Raw genomic sequence first — 17404 nt, 5'->3', positions numbered from 1 at the left:
AGCCGGACGTCCTCGGCGCCGGCCCCTGTCAGCCGTTCCCGGCACCGGACGCCTCCGGCCCGTCGCCGGGACCAAGCTTCGCGAGCACCTCGTCGCGACGTGTCGGCCGCCCTCGGCGCCGGACGACCTCCGTCCCCACGTCGAACGGCCCCGGCCCCCATCCGAGGCGGGCGCTCTCAGCCGTCGTCCGCATCATCCGCGTCGAGCGCCGCGAGCACCTCGTCGCGGCGCATCGCGGCCCCCCGGGCGTACACCGATGCGAACGCCTGCGCCCCGGCGAGGTCGCGGGCGCCCGCGGTGACCCGGGCGACGTCGCGGTCACCGGCCACGGCCGTCCCGCGCAGCGCCACCGCCATACCGAGCAGCAGCGCCGCCCGCGTTCCCGCCCCCTCGAACGCTCGTGTCCCCGTCCCTTCGAGCAGGGCGGCTCCCGCCAGTCCCTCGACGGCGTCGGCGAGGTCCATCGCCAGCGGCGACCTGCGCGCGAGGGCCCGCGCCCGGCGGTGGTGGAGCAGGGCCCCGGCGAGATCGCCCTCGGCCTCGGCCAGCCGTCCCAGCGCGGTGAGCGCGCGCGTCCGCACCGACTCCGCGCCGAAGGCCCCGATCTCCGTCCCCCGAAGCGCCAGGCCGATCCGGCGACGGGCCTCGGCGAGGTCGCCTTCGAGCCGCGCGATCTCCCCGAGCCCCAGATGCGTCACGGCGGGCACGCCCGGCAGGCCCGCCTTCCGGGCGAGTTCCCCGGCTCGCCGATGGTCGGCCGCGGCGGCGGCGAGATCCCCCTCACGGACCAGCGCCTCGGCCCGGTGCCCCAGCATGTCCGCGGTCTCCTCCAGGGCCCCGAGCTCCTCCAGCAGCTCCAGCGCCTCCCGCCACAGGTCCCGGGCGCGCGCCCACTCCCCGCGCCGGCCCGCGGCAAGGGCCAGCCAGTCGAGCCCCTGAGCCGTCCCCCAGCGCTCCCCCAGGGACTTGAAGCGCTCCAGCACCTCCTCCAGCTCCCGCTCGCCTCCGGCCGGATCGCCGCCGAACACCTTCAGCAGGGCGCGGCCCAGCCCGGCCAGGGCCAGGCTCCACGGATCGGAACCGAACAGCCGGTCGGTCTCGGGCCCGGCGGGCGGCGTCGACCTCGGCGGCCCGGCGGACATGCCCCACAACGCTTCGGCGAACGGGTACCGCAGCGGCCGGTCCCGCGACCGCATGATCGCCTCGGCCCGTTCCCAGTGTTCCGGCAGTGCTCGGGGTACGGCGTGCGCCACGCACATGACGTACTCCTCCTCCAGCCCGGGGAGGGGGCGGCCGGTCGCCTCGAGCAGCTCGGCCGCCGCCTCCCCCGCGTCGCCGCGCCGCCCGCCCAGCCACCAGTACGCCGCCAGCGCGGCGACCAGCCGCAGTCCCGTCTCCCTGTCGTCGCGCACGGCCCAGCGCAGCGCGGCCGTCAGGTTGTCGTGCTCGGCGGAGAGCCCGGCCAGCCACCGGAGCTGCTCGGCCCGGCGCAGGTGGGGGTCGGCGCGCCGGGCCAGGTCGAGGAAGTGGCGGGCGTGGCCACCGCGCAGGCGGTCCTCCTCCCCGGCCTCGGCCAGCCGTTCCGCGCAGAACAGCCTGATCGTGTCGAGCATCCGGTAGCGGCCACCGTCCGCCACGACCAGCGACCTGTCCACCAGGTCCGCCAGCAGCCCGGCCGCGTCCTCCACCTCGCAGACCGCCTCGGCCGCCTCCAGGGACGCGCTTCCCGCGAAGACGGCGAACCGCCTGGCCAGCACCTGCTCGTCGGGCGAGAGCAGACCCCAGCTCCACTCCACCACCGCGCGCAGGGTCCGGTGGCGGGCCGCCGCCGTGGGGTCGCCGCGCGACAGCAGCCGGAACCGGCCGTGCTCCTCCAGGCGCGTGGCGATCTCCTCGACGGTGAAGGAGCGCAGCCGCGCGGCCGCCAGCTCGATGGCCAGCGGCAGCCCGTCCAGCGCCGCGCAGATCCGGACGACCGTCTCCACGTTGGCCCGCCGCACCTCGAATCCCGGCCGTACGGCCGCCGCCCGGTCGGCGAACAGCCGTACGGCCGGACAGTCCAGGGCGGCGGACGGTGAGGAGTCCGGCGGCGGGGTCTCCAGCGGTGCCAGCGGCACGAGCGTCTCACCGGTGATGCCGAGAGGCTCGCGTCCGGTGGCCAGGACGGCGAGCCCGGGGCACTCGCCCAGCAGCCCGCGAGCCAGCGTGGCGGCGGCGGCGTTCACGTGTTCGCAGTTGTCGAGGACGAGCAGCAGGTCCCGCCCGCGCACAGCCGCCACCAGGTGCTCCACCGGATCGGCCGGGCGCGGCGCGTGGAACCCGGGCTCGCGCAGCCCGAGCGCGCCGAGCACCGCACGGGCCACCTGGTCACCGTCACCTGACGCCCCGGGACCACCGGACGGGCCGAGACCACCGCGCGGAACAGGACCGCCGGGCAGAACGGGACCACCGGACGGGTCGGGACCGCCTGACGTACCGGGGCCACCGGGCAGAACGGCACCACCGGACGCGGCGGAGCCGCCGAGCGGGGCGGGGCCGCCGAGCGGGGAGAGGTCGACGAAGCACACCTCGCGCCACCCGCGTCCGGCCGCCTCGATCGCCAGCCGGGTCTTGCCGATACCGCCGGGCCCGGTGATCGTGACCAGCCGCGAGTCGCGCAGCGCGGCGATCCGTTCCAGCTCCCGCTCGCGCCCCACGAAGCTGGTGAGCTGGGCCGCGAGTCCCCGTCGTGGCGGTGGCGGTGGCGGTGGCGCGGACCGTTCGGCGCGCAGGACGGCCAGATGGATCGCGGCGAGCTCGGGTGAGGGATCGGCGCCGAGTTCCTCGGCGAGCAGCCGCCTGGTCTCCTCGAACACCGCCAGCGCCTCGGCCTGCCGCCCCGCCGCCCGCAGGGCGAGCATCAGTCGCCCCGTGAGCCGTTCCCGCAGCGGATGCGCGGCCACCAGCCGCCGCAGTTCCGCCACCGAAGCCGCCGAAGTCACCGAACCGTCCTCGGGAAGGACCGACTCCGCCTCCGCGAGATCCTCCGTCGCGGTCAACCGGAGCTCCTCCAGCCGGTCCGCCCACGCCCGTCCGAAGGGCAGGTCGGCCAGCGCGGGCCCGCGCCACAGGGCGAGCGCCTCCCGCAGCGAGCCGGCGGCGGCGGCGTGACGCCCCTCCGCCAGCAGCCGCCGCCCCTCGCGGGCCAGCCGTTCGAACCGGTGGGCGTCGACGTCGTCGGGGTCGGCCACGAGCCGGTAGCCGGTCCCGCGGAACTCGATCACCTCGGCGGGCAGGCTCCGGCGCAGCCGGGAGATCTGGGCCTGCACCGCGTTGGCGGCACCGGCCGGGGGATCGTCACCGTACTGGCCGTCGATCAGACGCCGCACGCCGACCACCCGGCCCGCGTCGAGCAGCAGCATCACGAGCAGGGCACGCGGCCTGGGCCCGCCCACGGAGATCTCCTCGCCGGTGGGGGACCGCACCTCCAGGGACCCGAGAACGCCGAACCGCATGGCCTCGATTGTCCCCCACGCCTCCGGTGAGGGACCGACGCCGCGGGCGGCACGAGGCCGCGGTCCCCGGGATACGGGACGACCTTCCGGCTCACCGGCCGGACCGGAGGAGGGCTGGGCGAGTCCGGAGGAGGCTGCGGTGGACCGATGACGGTCGGCACGCTCCCGATCGTGCCCGTCGGGCGACGGCACACCGATCAGTTCGATCGTTGACAGTTAGAGTCCTAACAGTTAGAGTCCTGACTATGGAAGCGCCGAACCTCACCAGCACCCTCGGGCTGGTCCGCTGGATCATGTGGGCCCAGCGGAAGGCCGCCGAGGACTGGATCCGGACCCGCGAGCTCAGCCACGAGCAGGGCTTCGCGCTCGGCTACCTGGTCCAGAACCCCGGCGCGATCCAGCGCGACATCGCGCAGGTCACCCGCACGAGCGCGGCGAGCGTATCGAGCCTGCTGCAGGGGCTCGAACGGCGCGGCCTCGTCGAGCGCCGCACGGAGGGCGGCAACGAACGCAGCAAACGTGTCTACGCGACGCCGGCCGGCGCCGAGCTCGTCTCCGGGTTCGACACCGCGATGGCCGCCGCCGACGAGACGATCCTCGCCCCCCTGGACGAGGCCGAGCGGGCCACCCTGGACGCCCTGCTCACGAAGATCACCGCGGAGCTGCCGCAACCGACCCGGTCCTGACCGCGCACGCGCGGCCCGGCCGCGCGTCCAGAACATCCCCTCGCCGTGCCGGCGTCCGCCGGCGCGCACCCGAACCCGCCCGCGAGGAGCCACACCCCGCCCAGCGCCGACGCCACTGACCGTTCGGCCCGCCGCCCAAGCACCGCCTCCACCGAGACCACCGGGCTCCACACGCTCCTGAACGACGACGCCGTCGCCGTCGCCGTCGCCGAGATTCGCGCCGCACGCCGTCGCCGCGACCGCCGCTGACCACGCCTGACTCAGCCCGCGGCCCGTTCCCGCCGTATTCCGGCGGCACCCCTGACACGCGGCCCGGCCGCGCGTCCAGAACATCCCCTCGCCGTGCCGGCGTCCGCCGGCGCGCGCTCGAACCTGCCCGGAAAACCCGGACCCGCCCGGAGAAGGAACAGCCATGAGCACCGCCAACCTCGAATCCCCCGCGAAGGCCGACACCGTCGGCACCAACCGCTGGTACCTCTCGACCGCGCCGATCGTCCGCGCCCTCGCGCACCTCTGCGTGCCGATGGCCGCCGCGATGATCGTCGGCGCCGTGTACAACCTCGTCAACGCCGGTTTCGTCGGCTCGCTCCACGACACCGCGCTGCTCGCCGCGATCACGTTCGGCACGCCGGTGCTCGGCCTGGTCATGGCGGTGGGCGGCGTGTTCGGCGTCGGCGGCGGCACGCTGATCTCGCGGCTGCTCGGCGCGGCGGAGCACGAGCCCGCGAGGGCGGGCGAGATCAAGCACGTCTCGTCGTTCGCCGTCTGGGGCTCGGTGATCGCCGGGGTCGTCTTCGGCGGCGTCGGCCTGCTCCTGCTGGACCCGCTCGTGTCGGCCCTCGGCGCGGACGCCGCCGCCGTACCCGCGACGAGCGCCTACGTCGCCGTCATGCTCGCCTTCGTTCCCGTGCTCGCCGCGGCGTTCTGTCTCGAACAGCTCGTACGGGCGGAGGGCGCCGCGCGCCAGGTGATGATCGGGATCATCGCCTCCGCGGTCGCGAACGTCGTGTTCGACGTCCTGTTCATTCTCGTCCTGCACTGGGGCGTCGCCGGTGCGGCGCTGTCGATGGGCCTCGCGAACCTCGGCATCGTCGCCTACTTCGCCGTCTGGCTGTGGCGGCACAGCGAGCACGTGAGCCTCGCGCCGCGCTGGTTCACGCTCTCGCCCGCCGTGTTGAAGCCCGTCTTCGGCGTGGGCGTCGGCGAGCTGTTCCAGGCCGCCTTCCTGATCGTCACCACGCTGGTGCTCAACAACCTCGCGGCCGCCTACGGCGACGGCGCGCTCGCGGCCATGGGCGTCGCGGTCCGCATCGCGCAGGTGCCGGAGTTCCTGGTGATGGGCGTCACGATCGGCGTGCTGCCGCTCCTCGCCTACTCGTACGGCAAGGGTGACCGCAGGCGTCTCACGTCGGCGCTGCGCGCATCCGCGATCACGGTGGGGGGCATCGTCCTGATCTTCTCGACGACGGTGTTCGTGTTCCGCGAGCAGGTGTTCTCCGTGTTCTCGGCGGACCGCTCGGTCCTCGCGATCGGCGTCACGGTCCTCACCGCGCAGCTCGTGGCGATGATCGTGAACGGATTCGCGGGCCTCATCACGTCGCTGTTCCAGGCGGCGGGGCGGTCGGTGGCGGCGATCGTGATGTCGGTGGCGCACGGCGTCCTGTTCATCCCGGTCGTGCTCCTCGGCGACCTCTGGTTCGGGCTGGCCGGCATCATCTGGGCGCTGACCGTCACCGAGGGCGTCGTGTTCCTCGTCGGGGTCGTGACGTGGCTCGCGTCCCGTCGCGCGATCGATCGCGGCCTCGCCGAGGGCAGCTTGGAACGCGCCGAGGAGGTGCTCGCGCAGGCCGCGGCCTGATCCCCTGTTCGCGACGCCGTCCGGCTCCCGCCGGACGGCGTCTTCGCGCGTCCGCGGCGGGGTGGCGCGGCGCAGGTGATCCGCTGGGCCACGACCACGTGCGGGCTCGGGCACTCGTCAAGCGGGTCACGGCACGCTCCCGCCATCAGCCGCGCCGCGACCCGGCCATCCAGGAATCCCCTCACGGCGGGTGCGCGGTCCCCGTTCCTCAGGGCGCGGTCGCGCCGCCATCCTCGACCGTGAGGCCGCCGCTCCTGACGTCGCGGTGGAGGTCCCGGTGAAGGCCGGGGCGGTCCCTGAGCCTGATGTCCGTGGTGAACCTGTCCGTCGGCCCGAACATCGCCCGCGGCGGAAACCAGCGCTTGAGGAGCCGGTTCCGCGTCGTCTCGGCATCAAAAAACGATCTCCATATATCGAGAACAGATCATTGCGTGCTCGATATGCCGATCAACAAAATACTCAGGCGCCCTCCCATGGCTTCCTTAATCCCGGAAATCGGCGCCGGCGACCTCACCGCGCATCACGGCAAGGAAACGAGAACACCTCGATTCCGCCTGACGTCGAAGAACTGTAATAAATCGCTTCACTCGGTGCGGGGAACTCCCTATCATTCCTGCGAAGGGGTGATTGACAATGGTGGTGCGCAGAAGAACTCACATCATTCTCGCCACTTTGGCCGTGCTGCTGGTCGTCATCGGCGGGTACGGCATCGTCCGGGCCGTCGTCGACACCTCCTCCACCACATCCTCGTCGGGCCCGGCCGCCGGCAACCCCCAGGACTCCCCGAAATCCCCGGAATCCCACAGGCCCTCGCGATCCCCCGCGACCGCGGGACCATCCCACCCCTCGCGCTCACCCGACAACGGAGGAGAGGGCGGCGGATATGGGAGATCCGGCACGATCCGGATTCCCGGTCCGACCTTAAACAACGTTTATCCACAGGACAAAGACAATGAGGGAAGATTTTCCGCGACGGGCGGCTGCCTGGTAATGGTTAACGCCAATGCCGACATTCCCATTCAAATCCGGTCAATCAGGATGCAAGGGGGTACGCAAGCGAAGATCCCTGACGAGCCGTGCGACACACCGGCGGAGGGAAGCTCCTGGAACGACGAGACTCTCGGCGTGACGGACCCGGTGAACCCCTGCTCACCCGGGATCACGCTGGAGCCCGCGTCCGTGTCCCCACGACACGCGTGCAACATCCACATCGTCAGAGCGCCCGGCCTCGGCGCCGAGACGGCGCTCGTCGACATCGAAGTGGTGGCGCGATGCACCTCGAAGGCCCCCCGCCCCTGCTCCCTGCTCGGTGAGAAACATCTTCCGTCCGCCGAACATCCCGTCACCGCGATCGTCCACATGACGTATCCCGCGCTCTTCCAGGCGGACACCGAGAACACCACCCCCGGGAGCGAGACCCCGGAGGAGTCGCCCGACACCGAAGAGACGCAGGATCCGCCCACCGAGACCGCTCCGACCGAGACCGACGCCCCCGACGACACGCTCTCGAAGGAGTCGTCCGACACCGGAGAACCGCAGGATTCGCCCGCCGAGGCCGTTCCGACCGAGGAGACACCCGCCGAGAGCGGGACGTGACCCAGACTTCCGCGTCCGAAGCCGAATCCGAAGCCGCGGCGCCGTGGGGAAGCCAGATCCGGGAACGCCTGTGGGCGGTGGCCAACGTCATAGCGCCCACCACCGTGGTGACCACGCTGCTGTTCTACTTCGGCTACGTGGCGACGACAGCGCGCTTCGGGTATTTCGGCGTCTACCTCGAAATGGTCGACCTGTCTTTGCAGGAGATGCTGCTCTTCGGCGTCGAAGTCGTCTTCCCTCCGCTCATCGTTCTCGCGCTCGTCGGTCTCCTGGTCACCGCGGCCCACACCGTGCTCCGGTATCTGCAGTCGTCGCCGGACCATGACGCCGTCACCGGATGGGCGGGCCTCTTCACGGTCCTCGCCGGACTGCTGGCGCTCACGAGGGGGGTCGTCGGCCTTCGGATCCCCCAACTGGCTCGCACCGAGGCGACCGCCACGACCCCGCTGTCCCTGACGGGCGGCGTCATCGCGATCTCCTACGGCTGCCGGCTGCTGCGCGGCGTCGCCGTTCGCTGGGCCCGGCGACGCGCCTTCCGGGACATCCCGCCCGCCGCTCCGTCCACCACCGCGCCCGCCGACCCGGCCCAGGAACCCACGGCCACCCCGACCGGAGAGCCCGCGGCCGACCCGCGTGGCGGCGACCTGGCCGCCTGGCTGGAGTCTCCCACCGTGACGCGGATCGGCAGGTACGCCCTGGCGTGGGTCGCCGTCATCGTGGTGGCCGCCTCCTTCTGGACGGCCAACAGCTTCGCCGCCGACTACGGCAGGGGCCGGGCCCTGGACGACGTCGACTCGCTCGGGTCGCGGCCGGAGGTCGTCCTGTACACCAAGGAACCCCTGCGTGACGTCCCCGCGGGAGTGGGTGAGACGGTGCTGGCCACGACCACCGCCGAGAAGGAGCCCTACCGCTTCCGCTACCGGGGGCTGCGCCTCCTCGTCGAGTCCAACGCCCGGCTGTTCCTCGTACCCGCCGTGTGGATCGCCGGGAACAGCAGGACCCTCGTCATCCCCTACGACAACACCGTCCGGATCCACCTCGTCGCGGGATGACGGCGTCACGCGGTGGAGAGCGTGGACACGATCGTGGACGTCGTGCCCACCGGCCGCTCCGCAAAAGCCCCTGACATCGCCGGCCCGCTCCGATCGGCTCGGATGCTCGGCCGTTCGTGCCCGGCCTGAAATTCTGCCGTCGCCCGCGGACACGTGGGAGTTGAAAGCCCGCGGCGCTCGGAGGGTCTGACGAGGATGACAAGGGTGACGCGTGAGTGAACAAGACGACCGGTCCCGGTCAGAGGCGGTGTACCGGCGAACCCATGAGCGGATCCTCGGATACGCCGTGCGGCGGTGTCCCTCTCCCGAGGACGCCGCGGACGTCGTGGCCGGGGCCTATGTGATCGCCTGGCGGCGGACGACCGAGCTCCCCGGCGGTGAGGCCGGCCCGGACCCGTGAGCGGGCCGGAGAACAGGTGTTCACATCAGCGTTCCTCCACCACGAGATCGACTGCTCGCGGGCATGCTCGGGTCAGTGCGCCTGAGGCCGGGGGATGCTGATGCCGAGCATGCGCGCTCCGGTCTCCGTGCGCGGGCGGTGGGTGCTGCCCGGGGCGAACACCACGTAGCTGCCCGGCCCGAGCCGGTGCCCCCTGTCGACGAACTCGCCGGACACGACGTAGTAGCGCTCCTCCCCCTCGTGCACGTCGACCTCCGGCCATTCACTGCCCGGTGCGAAGTCGTAGACCCAGCCACGGGCCGACTCGGTGGCGGGCAGCCCCCGCCGGAAGATGCCGGGGACGACCTCAACGGGTTCGACCTCATCGACGTTCAGGATCTGTACGCCGTCGTGTTCCTCGTTCATGAGCCCATCGTGGCCGGGCGCGATCAAACCGCCCAGTGTCTGGAATGACATCCTCAGGTACTTTTCTGCCATGGCCGTTCATCGCGTCGTCGCCCTGGTCCTCCCGCCGCAGTCCACCTTCGAACTCGCGTGCGCCGCCGAGGTCTTCGGCGTGCGCCGTCCCGGCCTGCCCGTCCGCTACGAGTTCGAGGTCTGCGCCGAGCACCCCGGCCCGATGCCCACCCTGGCCGGTTACGACATGGCGGTGACCGCGGGCCTGACGGCGTTCGACGCCGCGGACACGGTCGTGATCCCCGGCTGGCAGCGACCGGACACACCCGCCTCGCCCGCCGTGGTGCGCGCGCTGCGGCTGGCCCATCGGCGCGGGACCCGGATCGTCGCGATCTGTTCCGGCACCTTCCTGCTGGCCCAGGCCGGTCTGCTCGACAACCGCCGGGCCACCACGCACTGGCGGATGGCCGCCGAGCTGGCGGCGCGCTTCCCCGGCGTCCAGGTCGATCCCGACACCCTGTACGTCGACCACGGCGACGTCGCCACCAGTGCCGGCACGGCCGCCGGTATCGACCTGTGCCTGCATCTGGTGCGTGCCGACCAGGGCGCCGCCTACGCCGCGCAGGTCGCCCGGCACATGGTCATGCCGCCACACCGCGAAGGCGGGCAGCTTCAGTACGCCGCGCCCCCTCCCGCCGACCACCCGCCCGGCTCCCTGGCCCCCGTCCTCGACTGGGTGACCGAACGACTCCACGAACCCCTCTCGGCCGATGACCTCGCCTCCCGGGCCGGGGTCTCCGTCCGCACCCTCGCCCGCCGGTTCGCCGAACAGCTCGGCGTCAGTCCCGGCCAGTGGCTGCTCGGCAAGCGGATCATGGCCGCCCAGGCCCTGCTTGAGGAGACCGACCTGCCCGTCGAGGCGATCGCCGCCAGGGTCGGCCTCTCCTCGGCCACCAACCTCCGCCGCCGTTTCCACCATGCCCTGCGCACCACCCCTGCCGCCTACCGGCGCGCCTTCCGCGGCGGCGAGTCCTCCTCCCCTTCCCCGTGACGCGGTTCACCGGAGCGGATCACGCCGTTCCCGCCTTACGGCTGCCACGGGACGTCCGTACGGCGATGGCCGGAAAGCACGGGACCGTGGTTCCACGAGAGGCGGGACGACCTCATGGGTCAGAGGTCGCGGGGACCGTAGATGGCGGCCGGGGCGCCGGTGGTCATGGCCCAGTAGCGGTCGCCGTAGGACCAGTGCCACCACTCGGTGGGGTAGTTGACCAGTCCGGCCGCCTCCAGGGCGACGCCGAGGAGCTTGCGGTGGTGGCGGGCCTCGGGGGACAGGCCGGGGGCGTCGGTGTAGCAGGCGCCGCCGCTCTGCTCGGGGGTGGCGTTGAGCCGGGTGCCCATGTCGAGCTCGGTCCCGTCCTCGGTGGACAGGGTCAGGTCGACCGCCGCTCCGGCGGTGTGCGGGGCGATCTCGACGGGCGACACGTAGCGGCTCGCCGCGGCGCGCAGCTCCGCCGGCGACATCTCCGGATACAGCGCCCGCAGCTCCGCCGAGTACCCGTCGAAGATCTCCCTCTGCGTCGCCAGTGGCCGGTAGCCCTCCACGACCAGCAGCCGGTATCCCCCGGGAAGCTGCGCCTGCGCCTCCTCCAGCCTGGTCAGCAGCCCGAGCCTGAGGTGGGCGAAGGCCCCCTCGGGGTCGGCGAGCCGCCCGTCCGTCCGCAGCCGCCCCCGGACGTCGACCAGCGGCTCCCCCGACTCCTCGACGGGGATCGCGGCGACTCGGGCATCGGAGATCAGAACGATGTCAGGCATGGTGGCAATTCTTCCCCAAGCACCACAGTGCGCTGACCCCGCTCACGGGGGAACAGGGATACCGAGCCGCGTCCGGAAACACCCGATCGTGGTACGCCGGTCCGGCACCGGCCTCGCCCCGCGGGACATCAGCCCGCGTTTCGGCCTCGTCGGACCGCGGACCGGGTGCACGAGGACGAGGTACGGGAGGACGAGATGCGCGAGGACGAGGCGCACGAGAAGGTGCCGGTGATGGATACAACGCCCGAACGGCCGCTCCATGGCGAGAATTCGGGCGCATCGCTTGAGATTCCAGTGGGTGGAAGGTGCAGATTCGAGCCATGAGCGACGCGACGGATCTCTACACGATCGGGCAGCTGGCCCGGCGCATCGGGCTGCGGGCGCGCACGATCCGCTTCTGGTCCGACAGTGGCGTCGTCCCCCCGGCCCGCAGGTCGAGCGGGGGGTACCGGCTCTATGACGCGGAGGCGGTCGCACGGCTGGACCTGGTCAGGACCCTTCGTGAGCTCGGGCTCGGTCTCGACGCCATCCAGCAGATCGTGGAAAAGCGGGCCCCGCTGCGGGAACTGGCGGAGACACACGTCAAAGCGCTCGACGCGGAGATCCGCACCTTGCGGATACGGCGTGCCGTCCTGCACGTTCTCGCCAAACGTGACAGCACCACTGAGGAGATCACCTTGATGCACGCGCTGGCCCGGCTGTCGGCGCGGGAACGCCAGCAGATCATCGACGAGTTCGTCAACGGCGTGTTCGCCGACGTCATCGACGAGGACGCCGCCCTCGTCGCCGCATGGATGCGCGACATCCCCTCCGAGCTTCCCGAAGAACCGACGTCCGAGCAGGTGGACGCCTGGGTGGAGCTGGCCGAACTGGTCGCCGACGAGAGCTTCCAGCGGACGGTCCGGCAGATGGTCCTGAGCGGAGAGCAGGACAACCGCCTTGAGTTCGGGCTCGACCTCCGGCCCCTGGTCCTTGAGCACGCGGCCGACGCCCTCGGGAAGGGAATCCCACCGGAATCGCCCGGCGCGAGAGTGGTTCTGGACCGGATCACCCCCGTGGAGCTTCCCGCCGAGGAAACCGTCTCCCCGACGGACTGGCTGGAACTGGTCGCCGAGCCCCGGGTGGAGCGGTACTGGCAGCTTCTGAACCTCCTCCGGGGCCTGCCGCCGGCCCCGGAGGCGGTGCCGGCCTTCCAGTGGCTGCTCGCCGCGCTGCGCGCCCACCGCCGACCCCGTCCCGCCCTTCCTCCCTCCGCCTCTCCACCGCACACCGGCTCCCGCGACCGAGGCCATGCTCCCCGGCATGACCTGGGGGAAAGCCCACGGGCGACCGGCGTCCCCGGCCGCCGAACGCGATCTCGGAGGTTGCGGGAGGAGATCAGATCGTGTCCGAGAACACCTGCTCCCGGGCCTGGTGCAGCGCCGACACCAGGGCGCCGCGCAGTACGGGGTTGCCCCTGACCCGCGAGACCACGACCCTGGGCTGGCTCGGGCAGAACCGGGCCACCGCGTCCTGCACCCTGGCGGCGAGCGCGTCTCCTCCCGCCCTGCCGACGTCGCCGCTGAGCACGATCAGTCCGGGGTCCAGGACCACCGCGACAGCGGCGACGCCGACGGCGAGCCGTCCGGCCAGCTCGTCCAGGAACGCCTCGGCGCCCTGCTCGACGGCCGTACGGACGTGGTCTCCCACGGAGCTCCCGTCGGAGGCCGGGTCGGAGCCCGGACCGGGGCCGATGCCGTGGGCGTTCGCGAGCCCGGTCACGGCGTCGCCGCCGACCAGGCGCTGGAACGAGCCCGACTGGGGCTCGCTCACGTCGGTGGGGAGCGGCTCGCCGGGCACGGGGAGCCAGCCGATCTCGCCCGCGCCGCCGGTGAAGCCGCGGTGCAGCCTCCCGCCCAGCATGACGCCGAGCCCCTGCCCGACCCCCGCCCAGACGAGCACGAAGTCGTCGACGCCCAGCGCGGCCCCGTACGCGCGCTCGGCCAGCGCGGCCAGGTTCACGTCGTTCTCTATCGCCACCGGGACGCCGAGGTCGCGGCGGAGCTCGGCGAGCACGCCGTTGTGCCAGGAGGGCAGGTCGAAGGAGAAGCGCACGTCACCGGTGCCGGGGTCGACGACGCCCCGGGTGCCGATCACGAAGGCGCGCAGCCGGTCGGCGCCGATGCCCGCCGACGCGCACGCCTGGCTCACCGCGCTCCGCACCAGCCGTACCGGGTCGTCGTGCCCGCTGGGGTCGGCGGAGACCTCGGCGACGAGGGTGCCGGTGATGTCGGCGACCCCCGCGCTGATCCTGCCGGGCAGCACGTCGAGCCCCACCACGTACGCGCAGGAGGGCACCACCCCGTAGAGCGCGGCGTTGGGGCCGCGCCCGCCCGCCTGCTCGCCGACCACCGCGACGAGGTCGCGCTCCTCCAGTCTGGAGAGCAGCTGACCCGCGGTCACCTTGGAGAGCCCGGTATGTTCTCCCAGCTCAGCCCGGGTGAGAGGGCCGCTGGACAGTAGGAGTTCCAGCGCTGCGCGGTCGTTGAGCTGGCGCAGCAGCCGGGGGGTCCCCGGGCGTGTGGGCAAGGTCGTCCTCCCCGTCACGATCCGCTAACGATCGTTTCTTTTAAGAAAGTTTCTTGTTAGTTTAACCCTAGTCAGCCCGCAGGCAAGCGATCGGAACCGCGGGTTGCGGTAGTTCCGACCGCTCCCAGTGAGTGCAGAGGGTCGCGGGGGACCCTGGCCATAACAGAGCGCAAACCCCGGCGAAAGCCTGAAAGGGAGAACTCCAGTGAAGTTCGCGAGAATCGCCACCACGACGGCAACCACAGCCGCCCTCGCCCTGGGTCTCGCCGCGTGTGGAAGCAGCGAGCCGGCACCGGCCGCCAACGAGCAGGCGTCCGCGCCCGCCGCGTCCGGCCCCAAGTTCGCAGGTCAGACGCTGACCGTCTGGCGCCTCGGCGCTCCGGACGAGAAGCAGAACAAGCTGATGGCCGACCTGAACGCCAAGTTCAAGGAGACCACCGGCGCCGACGTCAAGCTCCAGTGGGTGCCCTGGCCCGACGCGCAGGCCAAGTGGACCGCGGCGCTCGCCGGCGGCGAGGGCCCCGACGTCACCGAGTTCGGCAACGACCAGGTGGCCGCGTGGGTCGCGCAGGAGGCCCTGACCGACATCACCGACATCGTCAAGGCCACGCCCGACTTCCAGCAGATCCCGCAGAACCTGTGGGGCTACGAGACGGTCGACGGCAAGATCTACGCCGCCCCGTGGGGTGGCGGCACCCGCGCCGTCCTCTACCGCAAGGACTGGTTCGAGGACCTGAAGATCGAGGTGCCCAAGACCTGGGAGGACCTCGTCGCGGCGGGCAAGAAGATCGTCGCCGAGAAGGGCAAGGACGTCGACGGCTTCGCCTTCAACGGCGGCTCCGACGCCAACATGTCGCTCTCGCCGTTCGTCTGGTCGGCCGGTGGCGACTTCGCCGCCTTCGACGGCGGCAAGTGGGTCGGCAAGCTGACGGAGCCCGGTTTCAAGGAGGGCTTCCAGTACTACACCGACCTGGTGACCAAGCACGGCGTCTCGCGCAAGTCCGCCCTCACCCAGAACTCGGTGGACATCGCGACCCGCTTCGCCAACGGCAAGGTCGGCATGTACGTGACCGGTGGCTGGGACATCACCACCATCAAGGAGCAGAGCGGCGGCAAGATCGACGACGCGAAGATGGCCTTCTTCTCGCTCCCGGCCAAGGACGGCAGCGGCCCGGCCCCGGCCTTCCAGGGCGGCAACGACATCGCCATCTGGAAGGACACCAAGAACGTCGAGCTGTCGGCCGAGTACGTCAAGCTCGCCGCCGGCAAGGAGTTCGGCACCCGCTACGCCAAGGAGGGCGGCCTGCTCCCGCTCTACCCGGAGGCTCTGACCGAGTACGCCTCCGACCCGGTGCAGGCGCCGTTCGCCGAGACCTTCAAGGTCGCCAAGGGCTTCCCGAACGACACCAACTGGGCCGAGGCGAACGACACCAAGGCGGTCCTGCAGAGCGCGGCCCGCTCGGTCATCGAGGGTAAGAAGGACGTCGACACCGCGCTGGCCGACGCCAACAAGGAACTCGAAGAGATCCTGAACCAGTAACCATGGCGAACACCTCAACCATCGCCCGGGACGGGGGCACCCCCTCCGTCCCGGCGCGGGGGCACCGAGGCGCCACGCCCCCGCGCAGGTCCAGCGGGCTGCCCGCCTGGGTCGTCCCCTACGCGCTGCTCGTCCCCGGCCTCCTCGTCATCGCCGGCCTGCTGCTCTACCCGCTGTACCAGATGGTCGTCATGTCCTTCCAGAACGTGGGACTGCGGCAGATCCGGGGAGTGCCGGCCGAGTCCGTCGGCTTCGAGAACTACCAGAAGCTCGTCGAGTCCGAGCTGTTCTGGTCGTCGCTCCGCAACACCGTCGTCTTCGCCGTCGTCACGGTGGCCTGCACCCTGATCCTCGGCACGCTGGTCGGGCTGCTCCTGCACAAGCTGGGCAAGAAGATGTCGACCTTCCTGATCGTCGGCATCATGGCCGCCTGGGCCACCCCGCAGATCGCCACCGCCATCATCTGGCGCTGGCTGTTCGACGCGGAGTCCGGCGTCATCAACTGGGCGCTGAACGCGCTGCCCGACTGGTTCTCCTCGCTGCTGTTCGGCCGTTCCGACTGGACCGGCGAGCCCTGGCTCAACGACGCGTTCACCATCTACGTCGTGCTGATCATCGCGGTGGTCTGGGCGTCGTTCCCGTTCATCGCGGTCTCGGTGCTGGCCGGGCTGAAGAGCATCTCCCAGGAGCTGTACGAGGCGGCCAGGGTGGACGGCGCCTCCGCGTGGCGGATCTTCTGGCGGATCACCTTCCCGCTGCTGAAGCCGGTCTTCGCGGTGCTGACGGTGCTCTCGGTGATCTGGGACTTCAAGGTCTTCACCCAGCTGTTCGTGCTGGCGGGCGGCACGTCCAACCGGGAGGCGTTCAACCTGTCGCTGTTCGCCTTCACCCAGGCCTTCAGCGCGCCGCCCAAGATGGGCATGGGCGCGGCCATCGCGGTGGTGCTGACGCTGATCCTGCTCGTCATCACCTTCTTCTACGTCCGCCAGATCGTGAAGACGGAGGACGTGCGATGACCACCTACGACACGCGGGCCCCTCGCAGGGCGCCCGCACGCGCGCCCAGGGGAAACCCCGGCAGGCGCAAGCGGCTCGGCAGGATCGGCCTGAACACCACGGCCGTCGTGGTGTTCCTGTTCGCGGTGTTCCCCGTCTACTGGATGGTGACCACGGCCTTCAAGAGCAGCGAGCAGATCTTCACGACGGACTTCATCCCGTTCCCCACCGATCCCACGCTCGACCACGTGAAGCGGGTCTTCACCGAGGGCGTCGCCGGCCACTCCATCTGGCGCTACCTGCTCAACAGCTCCATCGTGGCCGTCGGCACCGTGCTCGTCGGCGCGGTGTTCTCCCTGCTGGCGGCGACCGCGGTGGCCCGCTTCCGCTTCCGCGGGCGCACCTCGTTCCTGATCCTGCTGCTCATCGTGCAGATGGTTCCCGGCGAGGCGCTGCTCATCCCGCTGTTCATGATGGTCAGGCGGGCCGGGCTGTACGACCAGCTTCTCGGCCTCATCGTGGTGAACGTCGCCATGACGCTGCCGTTCGCCATCTGGATGCTGCGCACCTTCGTCGCGGCGGTGCCCAGGGAGCTGGAGGAGGCCGCCTGGATCGACGGCGCCAGCCGGTTCGCCACCTTCTGGAAGGTGCTGTTCCCGCTGGTGGCCCCCGGGCTGGTGGCGACCAGCATCTTCTCGTTCATCACCGCGTGGAACGAGTTCGTGTTCGCGCTGACGCTCATCGGCGACCAGGGCAGCTACACCATGCCCGTGGCGCTGCGCTACTTCGTCAGCCAGCGGTCGGTCGACTGGGGCGCCATCATGGCCGCCTCCACCCTGATGACCATCCCGGTCATCGTCTTCTTCCTTCTGGTGCAGCGGCGGATGGTCTCCGGCCTCGTCGCGGGTGCCGTCAAAGGCTGATCCCCTTGGTGCTGGTACGGCACGCACCCACAAGGCGCGGGCCGTACCAGCCCTGTTCTGTTCTCCTTGTTTACTTCCATG

At 71.4% G+C, this 17404-nt stretch carries 15 protein-coding genes; 11 read left to right on the top strand and 4 right to left on the bottom strand.

Translation table 11 applies throughout. The annotated features are described in order from the left end of the window. Nucleotides 1–176: 176 nt before the first annotated feature. Nucleotides 177–3494 carry an AfsR/SARP family transcriptional regulator gene (locus ACFFRH_RS20635; RefSeq protein WP_386158716.1) on the bottom strand — a complete coding sequence of 1106 codons (3318 nt, stop codon included), beginning with the start codon at nucleotides 3492–3494 and terminating at the stop codon, nucleotides 177–179. A gap of 245 nt (nucleotides 3495–3739) precedes the next feature. Here ACFFRH_RS20635 and ACFFRH_RS20630 point away from each other — a divergent pair, with 245 nt between their 5' ends. From ACFFRH_RS20630 to ACFFRH_RS20605, 6 genes are all read left to right on the top strand, one after another. After that, nucleotides 3740–4180: a MarR family winged helix-turn-helix transcriptional regulator gene (locus ACFFRH_RS20630; RefSeq protein WP_344748707.1), complete on the top strand. Its 441-nt coding sequence runs from the start codon at nucleotides 3740–3742 to the stop codon at nucleotides 4178–4180. A 45-nt stretch (nucleotides 4181–4225) separates the two neighbouring features. Continuing rightward, nucleotides 4226–4429 carry a hypothetical protein gene (locus tag ACFFRH_RS20625; protein ID WP_344748708.1) on the top strand — a complete coding sequence of 68 codons (204 nt, stop codon included), beginning with the start codon at nucleotides 4226–4228 and terminating at the stop codon, nucleotides 4427–4429. A gap of 163 nt (nucleotides 4430–4592) precedes the next feature. Next, entirely contained in the window at nucleotides 4593–6038 is a 1446-nt protein-coding gene (locus tag ACFFRH_RS20620) for an MATE family efflux transporter (protein ID WP_344748709.1), read from the top strand. Between the two features lie 672 nt (nucleotides 6039–6710). After that, complete coding sequence (locus ACFFRH_RS20615; protein ID WP_386158711.1) at nucleotides 6711–7634, top strand: hypothetical protein; 924 nt, start codon at nucleotides 6711–6713, stop codon at nucleotides 7632–7634. Continuing rightward, complete coding sequence (locus ACFFRH_RS20610; RefSeq protein WP_386158708.1) at nucleotides 7631–8686, top strand: hypothetical protein; 1056 nt, start codon at nucleotides 7631–7633, stop codon at nucleotides 8684–8686. The genes ACFFRH_RS20615 and ACFFRH_RS20610 overlap by 4 nt, the downstream gene beginning before the upstream one ends. Nucleotides 8687–8897: 211 nt before the next feature. After that, a complete protein-coding gene (locus tag ACFFRH_RS20605; RefSeq protein WP_386158705.1) occupies nucleotides 8898–9086 on the top strand; it encodes an RNA polymerase sigma factor in 189 nt (62 codons plus the stop codon). 72 nt (nucleotides 9087–9158) lie between these two features. On the opposite strand, the gene ACFFRH_RS20600 is transcribed toward ACFFRH_RS20605, so the two are convergent. Beyond that, nucleotides 9159–9491 carry a cupin domain-containing protein gene (locus ACFFRH_RS20600; RefSeq protein WP_386158703.1) on the bottom strand — a complete coding sequence of 111 codons (333 nt, stop codon included), beginning with the start codon at nucleotides 9489–9491 and terminating at the stop codon, nucleotides 9159–9161. A gap of 70 nt (nucleotides 9492–9561) precedes the next feature. Between ACFFRH_RS20600 and ACFFRH_RS20595 the strand changes: the two genes are divergently transcribed. Further along, complete coding sequence (locus ACFFRH_RS20595; protein WP_386158700.1) at nucleotides 9562–10533, top strand: helix-turn-helix domain-containing protein; 972 nt, start codon at nucleotides 9562–9564, stop codon at nucleotides 10531–10533. Nucleotides 10534–10652: 119 nt separating this feature from the next. On the opposite strand, the gene ACFFRH_RS20590 is transcribed toward ACFFRH_RS20595, so the two are convergent. Next, nucleotides 10653–11297 carry a M15 family metallopeptidase gene (locus tag ACFFRH_RS20590; protein ID WP_386158697.1) on the bottom strand — a complete coding sequence of 215 codons (645 nt, stop codon included), beginning with the start codon at nucleotides 11295–11297 and terminating at the stop codon, nucleotides 10653–10655. A gap of 320 nt (nucleotides 11298–11617) precedes the next feature. Between ACFFRH_RS20590 and ACFFRH_RS20585 the strand changes: the two genes are divergently transcribed. Next, entirely contained in the window at nucleotides 11618–12757 is a 1140-nt protein-coding gene (locus ACFFRH_RS20585) for a helix-turn-helix domain-containing protein (protein ID WP_386158694.1), read from the top strand. Here ACFFRH_RS20585 and ACFFRH_RS20580 read toward each other — a convergent pair. Further along, complete coding sequence (locus ACFFRH_RS20580; protein WP_386158691.1) at nucleotides 12675–13865, bottom strand: ROK family transcriptional regulator; 1191 nt, start codon at nucleotides 13863–13865, stop codon at nucleotides 12675–12677. The genes ACFFRH_RS20585 and ACFFRH_RS20580 overlap by 83 nt on opposite strands. A 205-nt stretch (nucleotides 13866–14070) precedes the next feature. On the opposite strand from ACFFRH_RS20580, the gene ACFFRH_RS20575 reads away from it, so the two are divergent. From ACFFRH_RS20575 to ACFFRH_RS20565, 3 genes are read left to right on the top strand one after another with little or no spacing between them, the layout of a single operon-like run. Continuing rightward, nucleotides 14071–15405 carry a sugar ABC transporter substrate-binding protein gene (locus tag ACFFRH_RS20575; protein WP_386158688.1) on the top strand — a complete coding sequence of 445 codons (1335 nt, stop codon included), beginning with the start codon at nucleotides 14071–14073 and terminating at the stop codon, nucleotides 15403–15405. A gap of 2 nt (nucleotides 15406–15407) precedes the next feature. Beyond that, nucleotides 15408–16421 carry a carbohydrate ABC transporter permease gene (locus ACFFRH_RS20570; RefSeq protein WP_386158685.1) on the top strand — a complete coding sequence of 338 codons (1014 nt, stop codon included), beginning with the start codon at nucleotides 15408–15410 and terminating at the stop codon, nucleotides 16419–16421. Continuing rightward, on the top strand, nucleotides 16418–17323 hold the full coding sequence (locus tag ACFFRH_RS20565) for a carbohydrate ABC transporter permease (RefSeq protein WP_386158682.1): 906 nt from the start codon (nucleotides 16418–16420) through the stop codon (nucleotides 17321–17323). The genes ACFFRH_RS20570 and ACFFRH_RS20565 overlap by 4 nt, the downstream gene beginning before the upstream one ends. Nucleotides 17324–17404 lie beyond the last annotated feature (81 nt).

Source organism: Streptosporangium vulgare, from assembly GCF_042428775.1.
Taxonomy (GTDB): domain Bacteria; phylum Actinomycetota; class Actinomycetes; order Streptosporangiales; family Streptosporangiaceae; genus Streptosporangium; species Streptosporangium vulgare.
This window is presented reverse-complemented; position numbering and strand designations above follow the sequence as displayed.

Coding starts and splice junctions, on each gene's coding strand:
- ACFFRH_RS20635 (WP_386158716.1), bottom strand. CDS start 3,494: ATGCGGTTCGGCGTTCTCGGGTCCCTGGAGGTGCGGTCCCCCACCGGC.
- ACFFRH_RS20630 (WP_344748707.1), top strand. CDS start 3,740: ATGGAAGCGCCGAACCTCACCAGCACCCTCGGGCTGGTCCGCTGGATC.
- ACFFRH_RS20620 (WP_344748709.1), top strand. CDS start 4,593: ATGAGCACCGCCAACCTCGAATCCCCCGCGAAGGCCGACACCGTCGGC.
- ACFFRH_RS20600 (WP_386158703.1), bottom strand. CDS start 9,491: ATGAACGAGGAACACGACGGCGTACAGATCCTGAACGTCGATGAGGTC.
- ACFFRH_RS20595 (WP_386158700.1), top strand. CDS start 9,562: ATGGCCGTTCATCGCGTCGTCGCCCTGGTCCTCCCGCCGCAGTCCACC.
- ACFFRH_RS20590 (WP_386158697.1), bottom strand. CDS start 11,297: ATGCCTGACATCGTTCTGATCTCCGATGCCCGAGTCGCCGCGATCCCC.
- ACFFRH_RS20585 (WP_386158694.1), top strand. CDS start 11,618: ATGAGCGACGCGACGGATCTCTACACGATCGGGCAGCTGGCCCGGCGC.
- ACFFRH_RS20570 (WP_386158685.1), top strand. CDS start 15,408: ATGGCGAACACCTCAACCATCGCCCGGGACGGGGGCACCCCCTCCGTC.
- ACFFRH_RS20565 (WP_386158682.1), top strand. CDS start 16,418: ATGACCACCTACGACACGCGGGCCCCTCGCAGGGCGCCCGCACGCGCG.